The 16298-nt window shown below is 40.7% G+C and carries 18 protein-coding genes; 7 read left to right on the forward strand and 11 right to left on the reverse strand.

The window, feature by feature from the left end:
• Positions 1 to 6: 6 nt before the first annotated feature.
• From HT717_RS01110 to coaB, 4 genes are all read right to left on the reverse strand, one after another.
• Positions 7 to 534, reverse strand: coding sequence for an ECF transporter S component (locus HT717_RS01110; protein ID WP_049539773.1), 528 nt, complete (start codon positions 532 to 534; stop codon positions 7 to 9).
• Positions 535 to 710: 176 nt separating this feature from the next.
• A complete protein-coding gene (locus HT717_RS01115; protein ID WP_049539770.1) occupies positions 711 to 1274 on the reverse strand; it encodes an ECF transporter S component in 564 nt (187 codons plus the stop codon).
• On the reverse strand, positions 1258 to 1809 hold the full coding sequence (gene coaC, locus HT717_RS01120) for a phosphopantothenoylcysteine decarboxylase (protein ID WP_049539769.1): 552 nt from the start codon (positions 1807 to 1809) through the stop codon (positions 1258 to 1260). Before coaC ends, HT717_RS01115 begins: the two co-directional genes overlap by 17 nt.
• Before the next feature lie 11 nt (positions 1810 to 1820).
• Positions 1821 to 2510 (reverse strand): phosphopantothenate--cysteine ligase, encoded by a 690-nt coding sequence (gene coaB, locus HT717_RS01125; RefSeq protein WP_049539768.1) that lies wholly within the window; start codon positions 2508 to 2510, stop codon positions 1821 to 1823.
• Positions 2511 to 2738: 228 nt separating this feature from the next.
• On the opposite strand from coaB, the gene HT717_RS01130 reads away from it, so the two are divergent.
• The 3 genes from HT717_RS01130 to radC all read left to right on the forward strand — a co-directional run bounded on the left by HT717_RS01130 (position 2739) and on the right by radC (position 7575).
• Positions 2739 to 4409, forward strand: coding sequence for a formate--tetrahydrofolate ligase (locus HT717_RS01130; RefSeq protein ID WP_049539767.1), 1671 nt, complete (start codon positions 2739 to 2741; stop codon positions 4407 to 4409).
• 151 nt (positions 4410 to 4560) lie between these two features.
• The gene (pcrA, locus tag HT717_RS01135) at positions 4561 to 6852 is read left to right on the forward strand and encodes a DNA helicase PcrA (protein ID WP_049539764.1); all 2292 of its coding nucleotides are present in this window, start codon (positions 4561 to 4563) and stop codon (positions 6850 to 6852) included.
• A 42-nt stretch (positions 6853 to 6894) separates the two neighbouring features.
• On the forward strand, positions 6895 to 7575 hold the full coding sequence (gene radC, locus HT717_RS01140) for a DNA repair protein RadC (RefSeq protein WP_049539763.1): 681 nt from the start codon (positions 6895 to 6897) through the stop codon (positions 7573 to 7575).
• Here radC and HT717_RS01145 read toward each other — a convergent pair.
• From HT717_RS01145 to HT717_RS01175, 7 genes are all read right to left on the reverse strand, one after another.
• Positions 7572 to 8261, reverse strand: a complete 690-nt coding sequence (locus HT717_RS01145) for a gamma-glutamyl-gamma-aminobutyrate hydrolase family protein (RefSeq protein ID WP_049539761.1) — start codon at positions 8259 to 8261, stop codon at positions 7572 to 7574. The genes radC and HT717_RS01145 overlap by 4 nt on opposite strands.
• Before the next feature lie 17 nt (positions 8262 to 8278).
• Complete coding sequence (locus HT717_RS01150; protein ID WP_000653417.1) at positions 8279 to 8920, reverse strand: redox-sensing transcriptional repressor Rex; 642 nt, start codon at positions 8918 to 8920, stop codon at positions 8279 to 8281.
• 82 nt (positions 8921 to 9002) lie between these two features.
• Positions 9003 to 9218, reverse strand: coding sequence for a DUF4649 family protein (locus tag HT717_RS01155; RefSeq protein ID WP_049539758.1), 216 nt, complete (start codon positions 9216 to 9218; stop codon positions 9003 to 9005).
• Between the two features lie 7 nt (positions 9219 to 9225).
• Positions 9226 to 9573: a DUF1831 domain-containing protein gene (locus tag HT717_RS01160; RefSeq protein ID WP_049539757.1), complete on the reverse strand. Its 348-nt coding sequence runs from the start codon at positions 9571 to 9573 to the stop codon at positions 9226 to 9228.
• Positions 9574 to 9577: 4 nt separating this feature from the next.
• Entirely contained in the window at positions 9578 to 10693 is a 1116-nt protein-coding gene (locus HT717_RS01165; RefSeq protein ID WP_049539754.1) for a cysteine desulfurase family protein, read from the reverse strand.
• 9 nt (positions 10694 to 10702) lie between these two features.
• Positions 10703 to 11662: a ribose-phosphate diphosphokinase gene (locus tag HT717_RS01170; RefSeq protein WP_049539752.1), complete on the reverse strand. Its 960-nt coding sequence runs from the start codon at positions 11660 to 11662 to the stop codon at positions 10703 to 10705.
• 111 nt (positions 11663 to 11773) lie between these two features.
• Positions 11774 to 12343, reverse strand: a complete 570-nt coding sequence (locus HT717_RS01175) for a CYTH domain-containing protein (RefSeq protein ID WP_049539751.1) — start codon at positions 12341 to 12343, stop codon at positions 11774 to 11776.
• Positions 12344 to 12470: 127 nt separating this feature from the next.
• Here HT717_RS01175 and HT717_RS01180 point away from each other — a divergent pair, with 127 nt between their 5' ends.
• Genes HT717_RS01180 through pta form a run of 4 tightly spaced genes read left to right on the forward strand, consistent with a single transcriptional unit; the run spans position 12471 to position 15856 of the window.
• A complete protein-coding gene (locus HT717_RS01180; RefSeq protein WP_000171682.1) occupies positions 12471 to 13142 on the forward strand; it encodes a GTP pyrophosphokinase family protein in 672 nt (223 codons plus the stop codon).
• Entirely contained in the window at positions 13126 to 13944 is an 819-nt protein-coding gene (locus HT717_RS01185) for an NAD kinase (protein WP_049539749.1), read from the forward strand. The genes HT717_RS01180 and HT717_RS01185 overlap by 17 nt, the downstream gene beginning before the upstream one ends.
• Positions 13941 to 14837 carry an RluA family pseudouridine synthase gene (locus tag HT717_RS01190; RefSeq protein WP_049539747.1) on the forward strand — a complete coding sequence of 299 codons (897 nt, stop codon included), beginning with the start codon at positions 13941 to 13943 and terminating at the stop codon, positions 14835 to 14837. Before HT717_RS01185 ends, HT717_RS01190 begins: the two co-directional genes overlap by 4 nt.
• 44 nt (positions 14838 to 14881) lie before the next feature.
• Positions 14882 to 15856 (forward strand): phosphate acetyltransferase, encoded by a 975-nt coding sequence (pta, locus tag HT717_RS01195; RefSeq protein ID WP_049539746.1) that lies wholly within the window; start codon positions 14882 to 14884, stop codon positions 15854 to 15856.
• Positions 15857 to 16298: the final 442 nt, after the last annotated feature.

Here is a 16298-nt window from a genome sequence, read left to right on the forward strand (position 1 = left end):
TTCCTTTTACCGGCGTTTTCGAAGCACTTTATAGACAGCTAGTGCTAATGTATAGTCTACCATACTATGGATAATTGTACCAAATCCAACTAGCACAAATAGAACATAGAACATATTTTCTACATTGGTACCGGAAGTTGCGTAAAAAAGGACACAGGCTAATACTTCAGCAAGGGCATGAACAACAGCCAAAAGAAAGTTGAATATCCAAGAAGATTTTGCTTTATCTAGGGTATCGGGAAATTTCTGTAGGTAAAGAGCGCCCAAAGTCCCAAAAAAGATATGGGAAAAAGCCCGAAAAACGATGACCATGGGATAGCCAGCCATCAAAAATCCAAAACTAGAGGCTAGGATGACAAAAACGGCCATCAAGGGAGACAGGAACATGGCAATAAAAATAGCGATGTGACTACCCAATGTATAGGAAGCAGGTGGAATGACAATCTTAAAGGGCATAACAATTGGAATCAAAATCGCAATAGCCGTTAAGAGGGCTGTCATTGTCATAAATTGTGTCTTTTTCCGTGTATTCATAATAATCTCCTTTTTATCTGTATATACACTAGTATAGTACAATAAAGAAGACAATAAAGCAAGGATTTACTTAGGTTTATAGGTCATTTTTAGTTAGATATTGGTAAAAATTTCACTAAAAAAGAAAATATACAGAACAAAATCTCCACCTTCAGGTTTGAAAGTGGAGATTGTTTTTATTTCTTCAAAGTTTGCAGTCTTGGAACAATGGCTAGGGTTAGAACTGCGGAAATGACTAATTCGGCAATCGAATTTGTTGAGATAACGGTTGCTAGGAGTTTTTGGATATTACCATCAAAAACATTCCCAAAAAGGTAGAAAATTCCACCAAGTACAAAGACTGTGTTGGTAAGTGAACCAAGGGCACCAGCTAGAATCAGACCAGCCTTATTTTTCATTAGTTTATAGACTAGATAAGGAGTTAAACCAATCAAAATACGTGGGACAATGGCAATGATAGCTGAGTAGATGTTTCCATTTGGTACGAAGGGAGAGAAGAGATAGCTTGTCGGCAGAATCGTAATCGTATTAACCGTCAAGCTAAGTAGTCCCATTAAAAATCCAAGTGTAACCCCAACTCGTGGACCGTAAATAATGCTGGCAATAATGACAGGAATATGAACGATGGTCGGTTTGATTGGGAATGGAAAAAGGTTAAAGATAAGTGAGCTTAGAAAATGAATCACAAGCATGGTTGCAAAGAAGATAGCAATGGGCGCAATATTAGAGCGTTTTTTCATCGAGAGTTTCCTTTATTCTTTCTAAAATAATTGTGAGGTCGGCTAAGGCTCCTCGTCCATGATCTCCACAAGCTAGTAGGGATTCTTTAGGAGCAATCAGCTGATAGCCGTAGGTTTCTAATGTTTTCAGATTAGCCTGAGTTGCTGGATGATCATACATTTTTGTATTCATAGCAGGTGCGATGAGTTTTGGGATATGACTTGGCAAGGCTAGAGCCGTACTGGTTACCATATTGTCCGCAAAGCCGTGGGCTAGTTTTGCAATAGTGTTAGCAGTTGCAGGTGCCACGATAAACAGATCCGTTTTTTTTCCCAGTTCGATATGATTGACTTGGTCGGGATAGGGTTCTTTCATGACATCCAAGTGGACAGGATTCTGTGATAAGACCTGTAGTGTCAAAGGTTGGATAAACTCTGTAGCAGCCTCAGTCATTAAGACAGTGACTTGATGACCTTGTTTTTTTAGAGAACTGACTAAATCTGCCGACTTGTAAGAGGCGATTGACCCCGTTACAGCCAAGAGAATGTTTGCCATAGCTTTCCTTTCTAAGAATGGTAGGCTTGAATTTTTTCAAGGAGGAGTTCTGCAGTTTCTTCTTTAGTCTTAACCGTTTGAAGATGCTCTTTTTCAACAAAGATCGCGCAGTGTTGATCTGCTGAGATTTGAGTCAGGTCATTTGCAATAATCAAGTCTGCTTGGTTTTTGATAAGACTTTTTCTAGCAATGTCAACTAGATGGTCTTCGTTAACATCAACCAGCAGTTTGAAGCCAATCAGATGAATAGCAGGATTCCATTCTTTGACTAGAGAGATGATTTTGGGTGTTTTTTTCAGGAATAAAACCTGAATCTCGTCAGTTGAAGAAATCTTAGCCTGATGATTTTGTTTGTTTAAAAATTCCTCTAGATTGGAACTAGCCTGAACTTCCTCCAGCCCTGTCATATAAACAGGAGTGTAATCAGATACGGCCATTGAGTGAATCAAGACTTTATAATCCTTGACACGTTCTTGCATTTCTAGAAGAAGGTCGTTGGTATTGTTAATTTCTCGAATGCTTAGGTTGGGATGAGCTTCTGGTTTTACAGCTCGTTTTGTTGTTATCAAACAAACTTCATGCCCTGCAGCAAGCAAGGTCTCTGTGATGATTTTCCCCAAGCGACCTGTAGAATGGTTAGTGATGGAGCGGACGCTATCGATAGTTTCACTGGTACCGCCCGATGTGACTAAAATTTTCATAGCACTATTGTACACAAAAATAAACGGTAAGTAAAATGAAAGCGATAAATTTTGGTAAAAACGAAGATTTACTATAGTTTCAAACTATAAAGCCATATAAAATTTAAGAAAGGACTCTAAAAACCTTAAAAACAGGGATATTTACGAACGTTTAGAGAGTTTAAGGATGTTAAAAATCTTGTTTTGTGTTATAATGAATTATCATATAAGAGGTTAGAGGAGTTTTGAATGAAAACAGATATTGAAATCGCACAGAGTATTGAGTTGAAGCCTATTGTTGATGTTGTTGAGAAACTGGGTATTTCTTACGACGATTTGGAGTTGTATGGAAAGTACAAGGCTAAGCTCAGCTTTGATAAAATTCGTGCAGTTGAGAGCAATCCAGTTGGGAAATTAATCTTGGTTACTGCCATCAACCCAACACCAGCAGGTGAAGGAAAATCAACTATTACCATTGGTCTAGCGGATGCCTTGAACAAGATTGGTAAGAAGACCATGATTGCTATCCGTGAACCATCTCTTGGTCCAGTCATGGGTATCAAAGGTGGTGCTGCTGGTGGTGGTTACGCCCAAGTGTTGCCAATGGAAGACATCAACCTCCACTTTACGGGGGATATGCATGCCATTACGACTGCTAACAATGCTCTTTCTGCCTTGATTGATAACCACTTGCACCAAGGGAATGAGCTTGGAATTGACCAACGTCGTATCCTCTGGAAACGTGTTGTGGACTTGAACGATCGCGCCCTTCGTCATGTAACCGTTGGACTTGGTGGTCCTCTTAACGGTATTCCTCGTGAGGATGGCTTTGACATTACAGTTGCTTCTGAAATCATGGCTATTCTTTGCTTGGCGACTGATATTGAAGATTTGAAACGCCGTTTGGCTAACATCGTTATCGGTTATCGCTATGACCGTACACCAGTTTCTGTAGGTGATTTGCAGGTTGAGGGTGCCTTGGCATTGATTTTGAAAGACGCTATCAAACCGAACTTGGTTCAAACCATCTATGGAACACCTGCCTTTGTACATGGTGGCCCATTTGCCAATATCGCTCACGGATGTAACTCTGTCTTAGCAACGACAACAGCCCTTCACTTGGCTGATTACACAGTTACTGAAGCTGGTTTTGGTGCGGACCTTGGTGCTGAAAAATTCCTTGATATAAAGACACCAAACTTGCCAACTTCTCCAGATGCAGTAGTTATTGTCGCAACCCTTCGTGCCCTTAAGATGAATGGTGGTGTGGCTAAAGACGCTCTGACTGAAGAAAATGTAGAAGCAGTTCGTGCAGGTTTTGCTAACTTGAAACGCCACGTTGAAAATATTCGTAAGTTCGGTATTCCAGCAGTTGTTGCTATCAACGAATTTGTTTCTGATACAGAAGCTGAAATCGCAGCCTTGAAGGAACTCTGTGCCTCAATCGATGTACCAGTGGAGTTGGCTAGTGTCTGGGCTGATGGCGCAGAAGGTGGTGTAGCACTTGCTGAAACGCTTGTCAAGACAATCGCTGAAAACCCAGCCAACTATACACGTCTTTATGACAATGATCTTTCTGTCCAAGAAAAGATTGAAAAGATTGTTACCGAAATCTACCGTGGTAGCAAAGTGAACTTTGAGAAGAAAGCTCAAACGCAAATCGCTCAAATCGTTCAAAACGGATGGGACAAATTGCCAATCTGTATGGCTAAAACTCAATATAGTTTCTCAGACAATCCAAATGCACTTGGAGCACCTGAAAACTTTGAAATTACCATTCGTGAATTGGTACCAAAATTAGGGGCAGGCTTTATCGTTGCCCTAACTGGTGATGTCATGACTATGCCGGGTCTTCCAAAACGACCAGCAGCCCTCAACATGGATGTTGAAAGCGACGGAACTGTTCTAGGCTTGTTCTAATAGTTTTAAATGAGTTTGGAAATAATATCCAAGCTCATTTTCTTATCTAGATATAAGGAGTTGCCTTCTACACGTAACCAGTCTAGGTAAAGATATTTTCCCTGATTTCTGATATAATAGAAATATTGACTTCAAGAGTAAGGAAGAGAAGATGAACGCATTATTGAATGGAATGAATGACCGTCAGGCTGAGGCGGTGCAAACGACAGAAGGTCCCTTGTTAATCATGGCGGGGGCTGGTTCTGGAAAGACCCGAGTTTTGACCCACCGCATTGCTTATCTGATTGATGAAAAGCTGGTCAATCCTTGGAATATCTTGGCCATTACCTTTACTAATAAGGCTGCGCGTGAGATGAAAGAGCGTGCTTATAACCTTAATCCAGCTACTCAGGACTGTCTGATTGCGACCTTCCACTCCATGTGTGTGCGTATTTTGCGTCGTGATGCGGACCATTTTGGATACAATCGTAATTTTACTATTGTCGATCCAGGTGAGCAGCGAACGCTCATGAAACGTATTCTCAAGCAATTAAACTTAGATCCGAAAAAATGGAATGAACGAAGCATCTTAGGGACTATTTCCAATGCTAAGAATGACTTGATTGATGATGTGGCTTATGCTGCTCAAGCTGGAGATATGTACACGCAAATCGTGGCCCAGTGTTATACAGCCTATCAGAAAGAGCTTCGTCAGTCAGAGTCGGTTGACTTTGATGATTTGATTATGCTGACCTTGCGTCTTTTTGATCAAAATCCTGATGTTTTGACTTATTACCAGCAAAAATTCCAATACATCCATGTTGATGAGTACCAAGATACCAACCATGCCCAGTACCAACTGGTCAAACTCTTAGCTTCGCGCTTTAAAAATATCTGTGTAGTTGGGGATGCGGACCAGTCTATCTACGGTTGGCGTGGTGCTGATATGCAGAATATCTTGGACTTCGAAAAGGATTATCCTCAAGCCAAGGTTGTCTTGTTGGAGGAAAATTACCGCTCAACCAAAACCATTCTCCAAGCGGCCAATGAGGTTATTAAAAATAATAAAAACCGCCGTCCTAAAAATCTCTGGACTCAAAATGCAGATGGGGAGCAAATCGTTTACTATCGTGCCAATGATGAACTGGATGAGGCTGTATTTGTAGCCAGAACCATTGATGAACTTAGTCGCAGTCAAAACTTCCTTCACAAGGATTTTGCAGTTCTCTATCGGACTAATGCGCAGTCTCGTACTATTGAGGAAGCCCTGCTCAAGTCCAATATTCCTTATACAATGGTTGGAGGAACCAAGTTCTACAGCCGTAAGGAAATCCGTGACATTATCGCTTATCTTAACCTCATTGCTAATTTGAGTGACAATATTAGTTTTGAACGTATTATTAACGAACCGAAGCGTGGAATTGGCCCGGGTACGGTTGAGAAAATCCGTGATTTTGCCAATATGCAAAACATGTCTATGCTAGATGCTTCTGCAAATATTATGTTGTCTGGAATCAAAGGTAAGGCAGCTCAGTCTATCTGGGATTTTGCCAATATGGTTCTGGATTTGCGGGAGCAGTTGGACCAATTAACTATTACAGAGTTGGTTGAGGCGGTTCTAGAAAAAACAGGTTACATCGATATTCTTAATGCCCAAGCGACTCTAGAAAGCAAGGCTCGAGTTGAAAATATCGAAGAGTTCCTCTCTGTGACGAAAAACTTTGACGACACCTCTGATGGTGCAGAAGAGGAAACTGGTTTGGACAAACTGAGTCGTTTCTTAAATGACTTGGCCTTGATTGCGGACACAGATTCAGGTAGTCAGGAGACATCAGAAGTGACCTTGATGACCCTGCATGCTGCCAAAGGTCTCGAGTTTCCAGTTGTCTTTTTGATTGGGATGGAAGAAAATGTCTTTCCGCTTAGCCGTGCGGCTGAAGATCAAGATGAATTGGAAGAAGAACGCCGTCTGGCCTATGTAGGTATCACGCGTGCAGAGAAAATTCTCTATCTGACCAATGCCAACTCGCGCCTGCTTTTCGGTCGTACCAACTATAACCGTCCGACTCGTTTTATTAACGAAATTAGTTCAGACTTGCTTGAGTATCAAGGATTGGCCCGTCCAGCCAATACAAGCTTTAAGGCATCTTATAGCAGTGGTGGCCTTGCCTTTGGTCAAGGTATGAGTCTTGCCCAGGCTCTTCAAGACCGTAAACACGGTGTGGCACCGAAAACTATTCAGTCAAGCGGTCTCCCATTTGGCCAATTTACAGCTGGTGCAAAATCAGCATCAAGCGAGGCAAATTGGTCCATTGGTGATGTTGCTCTCCACAAGAAATGGGGAGAGGGAACTGTTCTGGAAGTTTCAGGTAGCGGTGCTACGCAGGAATTGAAAATCAATTTCCCAGAAGTTGGTTTGAAAAAACTTTTAGCTAGTGTAGCCCCAATTGAGAAAAAAATCTAATTTTTCATCCTTCTCACGAATAATAAAGTGAGGAGGATTTTTATGTACAGTATTTCATTCCAAGAAGATTCATTATTACCAAGAGAAAGACTTGCCCAAGAAGGAGTGGAAACGCTCAGTAACCAAGAGTTGCTAGCTATTCTACTCAGAACAGGAACACGTCAGTCTAGTGTTTTTGAAATTGCCCAGAAAGTCTTGAACAATCTTTCAAGCCTAACGGATTTGAAAAAAATGACCCTGCAGGAATTGCAGAGTCTATCTGGTATCGGCCGTGTTAAGGCAATAGAATTACAAGCTATGATTGAGCTGGGCCATCGTATTCACAAACACGAAACCCTTGAGATGGAAAGTATTCTCAGTAGCCAAAAACTGGCCAAGAAGATGCAACAGGAATTGGGCCATAAAAAACAAGAGCACCTGGTGGCGCTCTATCTCAATACTCAAAATCAAATCATCCATCAACAGACCATTTTTATCGGCTCAGCTACTCGTAGTATTGCTGAACCAAGAGAGATTCTTCACTATGCAATCAAGCATATGGCGACTTCTCTCATCTTGGTCCACAATCATCCTTCAGGAGCGGTAGCCCCTAGCCGAAATGATGATCATGTCACTAAACTTGTCAAGGAAGCCTGCGACCTAATGGGAATTGTTCTCTTGGACCATTTGATTGTCTCTCACTCCAGTTATTTTAGCTATCGTGAAAAGACAGATTTAATCTAAAGTTCATTAACGATATAGTCAAAGAGGTTTTTATCTTTGGGACGATTTCCAAATAGAAATTCTGGGTGCCACTGGACACCGAGAAAGGCAACATCATCTGTACTTATGACAGCTTCAATGATACCATCCTTAGGATCATGAGCCGCAATCTTTAAGTTGGGAGCTAAATCCTTGATACTTTGGTGGTGGAAGGAGTTGATATGGGAGATTTCTCCATAGATTTCTCGAAGAACAGTATCTGGTTCGGTTACCAAGCGCTGGGTTGTGTACTCAGCAGAACAATCCTGCCAGTGGTCTTCGATATCTTGATACAGAGTTCCACCCATGGCAACGTTAAAAAGCTGAGTACCACGACAGACAGAGAAAATCGGTTTTTTCTGTTTAATAGCTTCCTTGATGAGGGCCAGTTCGAAGATATCTCTTTGAAGGTGATAGTCATCGCTGTCAATGGTTTTTGGTTCACCATAGAATTTTGGATCAACGTTTTGCCCACCTGTCAAGATGAGCTTGTCAATCATACTGATATAGTGGCTAGCCATTTCTTGATCACCAATCGGTAGGATGATGGGAATCCCTCCAGCGTCTTTAACGCCTTCCACAAAGCCTTTTGCTGCGTAACTCATCATGATGTCATCATCTGGATGAGTTTTTTCGTTTCCTGTAATCCCAATAACTGGTTTTTTCATAAAATGATTTTCGCTTTCTAATCCTCTTTTCGCATGAAATAGAGGAGGGTTTGGAGTTCACTTGTCAAATCGACATATTGAACGACCACGTCTTTTGGTAAATGCAGATGGACTGGTGAAAAACTGAGAATTCCTTTCACGCCAGCATCCACCAAGAGATTGGCAACCTCTTGTGATTTGACGCTAGGAACAGTCAGGATAGCAGTCTTCACATCAGCATCCTTGATTTTGTCCTTGATTTGGGAAATCCCGTAAATAGGAATCCCATCAGGAGTTTGGGTACCGACTTCAGGATGGTCATCTAGGTCAAAGGCCATGATAATCTTCATCTTGTTGCGCTCATGGAAGCGGTAGTGGAGAAGAGCGTGGCCCATATTTCCAATACCAACCAGCATGACATTGGTAATAGAGTTATCATTGAGCAAATCGGCAAAAAACGTCATCAGTTTTTTGACATCATAGCCAAAACCACGACGACCTAGTTCACCAAAATAGGAAAAATCACGACGTACGGTCGCTGAATCAATACCGATAGCCTCTGCAATTTGCTTAGAGTTGGCACGTTCAATCTTTTCTGCATGAAATCTCTTAAAAATTCGATAGTAGAGAGAGAGTCTTTTCGCTGTAGCTTTTGGAATAGCAGACTGTTTATCTTTCACAAAATCACAACCTTTCTATTCTTCTATTTTATATAAACATTGTGAAAAAATCAACAAAAACAAGAAAAAACTAAGAAAAATCTTAGTTTTGATGTAAAAATTCTGTATGTGATAGAAAACGGTAGAGGTCTCCGACCAGGCCTTGATAAACTTCTTGGCCCTTAAAGGTCAAAGAAGTCACATAAAGTGTATCTGGTAGGGTCACACAGCCTGATAAAGCTAGCATGAGTGCTTCATAATCTTCGTACTTGAGAGTCCGCTCTACATGATAGCTATCCTTATAGGTCAGTTCAAACATATGAGACCTATCTTTCAGATTTTGTAAAGACATCACGTTCTACCAAACTATCCATGAGGAAGTAGAATTTTTCCTGATGAATGTGGTGGTCTTCTGATTTGAAAATATCAACTAGACGAAGACCAAACTTGTCAGTGATATTGATTTTAGCCCCTGTAAGCTCCTTGTTAATGATGATTTTGAGTTGGAAGCCTTCACCGCTGTTTGGAACTTTTTCAAGTAGGCGAGTCAGTTCATAGTTACCAACCTTAGTCTCAAAAAAGGTGTTGTCCTTAAGGGTGAATTTCTTAACAGAAGGGCTAAGAGTGTAGTCGTAACGACAATTTTTTAACTGAATGGTTTTTTCAAATGCCATATGGCTAACCTCCGATAATTTCTTTTAAGGTTTTTGCGAGGGTTTGTAGATCTTCGATAGTATTTTGTGGCGACAAACTGATGCGAACGGATTCCTTCAATCGTTCTGAATTTGCCCCGTACATGGCTTCAAGAACATGGCTGGATTGGACAATGCCTGCAGTACAGGCTGAGCCAGTAGAGATAGAAATTCCAGCTAAATCTAGACGAAGGAGCAAGAGGTCGTTTTTCTGACCAGGAAATCCAATATTGAGAACATAAGGAAGATGGTGTTGTCCTCTATTCAGGTAATACTGAACTCCCTCAAGCTCCGCAAGAAAGGCAGTTTCTAGATTTTGTATATGTTGAAAATGTTCTTCTTGTTTTTCTAGGTCTTCTTTTAGGGCTGCAACCATGCCTACGATGGCAGCCAGATTTTCAGTCCCTGCACGTTTTTTCTGTTCTTGGTCTCCGCCATGTAGATAGGAATCAAAGTCCATGCTAGATGCGTAGAGAAAGCCTATTCCCTTAGGACCATGGAACTTGTGGGCAGAAGCAGTGAGAAAATCAATGCCCAATTCTTCTGGATGAATAGGAATTTTACCAATTGCCTGTACTGCATCAACATGATAGGCAGCTGGATGTTGCTTGAGTATTTGGCCAATTTCAGCAATGGGAAGTAGGTTTCCAGTCTCATTATTGGCAAACATGGTAGAAACCAAAATCGTATCGTCACGTAAGGCCTCTTGAATTTGCTGGGCTGTGATCTCTTGATTTTCTGGCTGGATAATGGTTGCTTCAAACCCAAAGTGTTGAACCAAGTAATCAATTGTTTCAAGGACAGCATGGTGCTCAATGGCAGTTGTGATGATATGTTTTCCTTGTTCTTGGTGACGAAGGCAGTAGCCGATGATAGCAGTATTGTTGCCTTCGGTCCCGCCAGAAGTGAAAAAGATATGTTGAGGTTTTGTCCCTAGTAATTGAGCTAGTTCCTGACGGGCTTCTCTCAAGAGTTTGCCAGCTTGACGACCATGACCATGGATACTAGATGGATTGCCATGGGTTTCTTGCATAACCTTAGTCATAGCTGAAATAGCAACTGCTGACATGGGAGTCGTCGCAGCATTGTCCAAATAAATCAAAGAATCACCTTATTTCTTTTTGTTGTAGGCAAAGAGTGGGCTGACTGGTTTTCTTTCGTGAATACGGACGATAGCATCACCAATTAACTCACTAGCAGTAATGTAGCATACGTTTTTAGGAGTTTTTTCTTTTGTTGCTACTGAATCAGTCACAAGAATTTCTTTAATATTAGTATTATCAAGAAGTTCAGAAGCTCCTTCGACGAAGAGGCCGTGGCTAGAAACAGCATAAATTTCTGTAGCCCCTTCACGTTCAACGATTTTAGCAGCTTCAGAGAAGGTACGTCCTGTATTCAGAATATCATCAATCAAAATTGCTTTTTTACCTTCAACATCACCGATGATATAGCCTTCGTTGCGAGTTGCATCGTCTTGAGGGTAGTCGATAATGGCGATAGGAGCATCAAGATATTCAGCCAAGCTACGAGCACGTTTTACACCTGAATTTTTAGGGCTAACGACAACAACATCTGAGCCAAGGAGACCCTTATCGCAGTAATGTTTAGCAAATAGGGGAACTGTATAGAGGTTATCGACAGGAATATCAAAGAAGCCTTGAACCTGGACAGCATGCAAATCAAGCGTAAGGATACGGTCAACACCAGCCTTAACCAGCATATTAGCCACTAGTTTAGCTGTAAGTGGCTCACGAGGTGAAGCAATACGGTCTTGACGTGCATAGCCAAAATATGGAAGGACAACGTTGATACTGTGGGCACTTGCGCGAACACAAGCATCAACCATGATCAACAATTCCATTAGGTGGTTGTTAACAGGGAAACTTGTAGACTGGATGATGTAAACATCATAACCACGGACACTTTCTTCGATATTTACTTGGATTTCTCCGTCTGAAAATTGACGTGATGATAGTTTTCCAAGTGGGACACCAACAGCTTGGGCAATTTTCTGTGCAATCTCTTGGTTAGAGTTGAGTGCGAAAAGTTTCATGTTTTTTCTATCTGACATTATAGACCGTCCTCTGTAAACTTTTTAAATCCTAGCTATATCTGCCTAGCCTATATGAACTGGGATTTTTGTATTTTATCTTTTCTATTTTACCAAAAAATAGAGATTATTTCAGCTATTTTTCATGCTTTTGACAAATCGAATCAATTTTGATGGAGCTTTTTGATAAGCAATCTGATTTTCCTCTAAAAATTGTTGGAAATCCTGTTTGCCTTGATCGTGATTTTCCACCTCAAGCTCTAATTCATAATCTGTCATATCAAAGTACTGACTCTCATCCAGTGCCATGAGGCCAATGGATGTTTGCATTTCATAGCGAAGCGTTGTTAGACAACCAAGAACCTGCCATTTTTTACTTTGGATACCATGTTTCGCTAATTCATCCAGTACGAGCCCCTGAGGAAGCTCTTCCTTAGCCAGATAATCTTCAGCATCTGTTAGTCGCAATTTTTGATTGTACTCCATGTTTCCAACACTTTGCGGGACTTTGAGTGTCAATTCAGCCCAGTCTTCAAAGGTTCGAATACGCATAGCGACTTTCTTTTCTCGTAGTTCAAAATCAGGCGTGTCGATGTAGTAATTTTTTTGAAGAACAGGAGTAACACCAGTGAACTGGTCTTTTAGACGATCATATTCATCTTTTTTCAATAGTGTTTTCAATTCAATTTCTAAATGTTTCATTTTTCTTACCTTTTCTTTATCTATGAAAGCGGATTATATGATATAATAGCTTTGTATTATTGTATATAAATCTGGAGAAAAAATCAAAGATATTTTTGAAGGATAATATGAGAACAAGGGAGAGTATATGACCTTAGAATGGGAAGAATTTCTAGATCCTTACATTCAAGCTGTTGGTGAGTTAAAGATTAAACTTCGCGGTATTCGTAAGCAATATCGTAAGCAAAATAAGCATTCTCCGATTGAGTTTGTGACTGGTCGAGTCAAGCCAATTGAAAGTATAAAAGAAAAAATGGCCCGGCGTGGCATTACTTATGCAACCTTGGAACACGATTTACAGGATATTGCTGGTTTGCGTGTTATGGTCCAGTTTGTAGATGACGTTAAGGAAGTAGTGGAGATTTTGCGCAAGCGTCAGGATATGCGGATCATACAGGAGCGAGATTACATTACTCATCGAAAGGCTTCAGGCTACCGTTCCTATCACGTGGTAGTAGAATATACGGTTGACACTATTAATGGTGCCAAGACCATTTTGGCGGAAATTCAAATACGTACCTTGGCCATGAATTTCTGGGCAACAATAGAACATTCTCTCAACTACAAGTACCAAGGGGATTTCCCAGAGGAGATAAAGAAGCGACTGGAAATTACAGCCAAGATTGCTCATCAGTTGGATGAAGAAATGGGTAAAATTCGTGATGATATCCAGGAAGCCCAGGCTCTTTTTGATCCTTTGAGTAGAAAATTAAACGACGGTGTAGGAAACAGTGACGATACAGATGAAGAATACAGGTAAACGAATTGACCTGATAGCTAATAGAAAACCGCAGAGTCAAAGGGTTTTGTATGAATTGCGAGATCGTTTGAAGAGGAATCAGTTTATACTAAATGATACCAATCCGGATATTGTTATATCCATCGGTGGGGATGGCATGCTCTTATCGGCTTTTCATAAGTATGAAAATCAACTTGATAAGGTCCGATTTATCGGTGTTCATACTGGACATTTGGGCTTCTATACAGACTATCGTGATTTTGAGTTGGACAAGCTAGTAACTAATTTGCAGCTAGATACAGGAGCAAGAGTCTCTTACCCAGTTCTGAATGTGAAGATCTTTCTTGAAAATGGTGAAGTGAAGATTTTTAGAGCATTAAATGAAGCCAGCATCCGCAGGTCTGATCGAACTATGGTGGCGGATGTTGTGATCAACGGTGTTCCTTTTGAACGCTTTCGTGGAGATGGGCTAACAGTTTCGACACCGACTGGTAGTACAGCCTATAACAAGTCGCTTGGTGGAGCTGTTTTACATCCTACCATTGAAGCTCTTCAGTTGACGGAAATTGCCAGCCTTAATAATCGTGTCTATCGAACGCTGGGCTCTTCCATTATTGTTCCTAAGAAGGATAAGATTGAACTCATTCCAACGAGAAACGATTACCATACTATTTCGATTGACAATAGTGTTTATTCCTTCCGCAATATTGAGCGTATTGAGTATCAAATCGACCATCATAAGATTCATTTTGTCGCTACACCGAGTCACACCAGTTTCTGGAATCGTGTTAAGGATGCTTTCATCGGCGAGGTGGACGAATGAGGTTTGAATTTATCGCAGATGAGCATGTCAAGGTTAAGACCTTTTTGAAAAAGCACGAGGTTTCTAAGGGACTGCTGGCTAAGATTAAGTTTCGAGGCGGAGCTATTCTGGTCAATGATCAACCGCAAAATGCAACGTATCTATTGGATATCGGCGACCGAGTTACCATTGATATTCCCGCTGAGGAAGGCTTTGAAACTCTAGAAGCTATCGAGCGCCCACTGGATATTCTCTATGAGGATGACCATTTTCTAGTCTTGAACAAACCCTATGGAGTGGCTTCTATTCCTAGTGTCAATCACTCTAATACCATTGCCAATTTTATCAAGGGTTACTATGTCAAGCAAAATTACGAAAATCAGCAGGTTCACATTGTGACCCGACTTGATAGGGACACTTCTGGCTTGATGCTTTTTGCCAAACATGGCTACGCTCATGCACGATTAGACAAGCAGTTGCAGAAGAAATCTATCGAGAAACGCTACTTTGCTTTGGTTAAAGGTGATGGACACTTGGAGCCAGAGGGCGAAATTATTGCCCCGATTGCGCGTGATGAAGACTCCATTATCACTAGACGAGTGGCTAAAGGAGGAAAGTATGCCCATACATCATATAAGATTGTAGCCTCTTATGGGAATATCCACTTGGTTGACATTCGCCTACATACTGGACGTACCCACCAAATCCGAGTCCACTTTTCTCATATTGGTTTTCCTTTGTTGGGAGATGACTTGTATGGAGGTAGTCTGGACGACGGCATCCAACGTCAGGCACTGCATTGTCACTACCTATCCTTTTATCATCCTTTTCTAGAGCAAGACTTGCAGTTAGAAAGTCCCTTGCCGGATGATTTTAGCAACCTAATTACCCAGTTATCAACTAATACTCTATAATAAAGTAATTCAGAGTATAATTTATTTTTTAAAGGAGAAAACTCATGGAAGTTTTTGAAAGTCTCAAAGCCAACCTTGTTGGTAAAAATGCTCGTATCGTTCTCCCTGAAGGGGAAGAGCCTCGTATTCTTCAAGCGACTAAACGCTTGGTAAAAGAAACAGAAGTAATTCCTGTTTTGCTGGGAAATCCTGAAAAAATTAAAATTTATCTTGAAATTGAAGGAATCGAGGATGGTTATGAAGTCATCGACCCACAACACTACGATAAATTTGAAGAAATGGTTGCTGCTTTAGTGGAGCGTCGCAAGGGTAAAATGACTGAAGAAGAAGCACGCAAGGTTTTGGTTGAAGATGTCAACTACTTTGGTGTTATGTTGGTATACTTGGGCTTGGTTGATGGAATGGTATCAGGTGCGATTCACTCAACTGCTTCAACAGTTCGCCCAGCCCTTCAAATTATCAAAACTCGTCCAAATGTAACGCGTACTTCAGGTGCCTTCCTCATGGTTCGTGGTACGGAACGTTACCTATTTGGAGACTGTGCTATCAACATCAATCCTGATGCAGAAGCATTGGCTGAAATTGCCATCAACTCAGCAATCACAGCTAAGATGTTTGGCATCGAACCTAAAATTGCTATGCTAAGCTATTCTACTAAAGGTTCAGGGTTTGGTGAAAGCGTTGACAAGGTCGTTGAAGCTACTAAAATTGCTCACGACTTGCGTCCTGACCTTGAAATCGATGGTGAGTTGCAATTTGATGCGGCCTTTGTTCCAGAAACTGCAGCTTTGAAAGCTCCTGGAAGTACAGTAGCTGGTCAAGCAAATGTCTTCATCTTCCCGGGTATCGAGGCAGGAAATATTGGTTACAAGATGGCCGAACGTCTTGGTGGCTTTGCGGCAGTAGGACCTGTTTTGCAAGGTTTGAACAAGCCAGTTAACGACCTTTCTCGTGGATGTAATGCAGATGATGTGTACAAGTTGACCCTTATCACAGCAGCTCAAGCAGTTCATCAATAAAGAGAAGTTGTACTAAATAATTCGTATTTATAATCAAAAAACGAGTCTGGGATAAAAAGATTTTGATTTTAGAAATTCTTTATTATAAAATTTAAAAATCGATATATTAGAAAAAAAGCGAACAAGACAGAAATCTGAGTGTCAGATAACTCGTTTTGTTCGCTTTTTATATTTAAGGTTAGACTTTTGTCCCAGACTCGCTTTATTATGAAAAATGTTTATTAGATCTTATACTCGTATCGGATGTTATCATTCAGACTTTGTTTTGATTGGATTATGATTGAAACTAGTTTCAAATAATTTAGAACTTTTAACTATTTTTGAAAGTAGAATCTATTGTCCATTGTGAAGTCTAAAACTGAAAATATTTATTATATAATAAGGTTAAGATAAAATATGAAAGGAGTAAAATGTCTTTCATGACGTATTGCAAAGTTGAACT

It is taken from the genome of Streptococcus sp. 959 (genome assembly GCF_013277075.1).
Classification (GTDB): Bacteria; Bacillota; Bacilli; order Lactobacillales; family Streptococcaceae; genus Streptococcus; species Streptococcus pseudopneumoniae_C.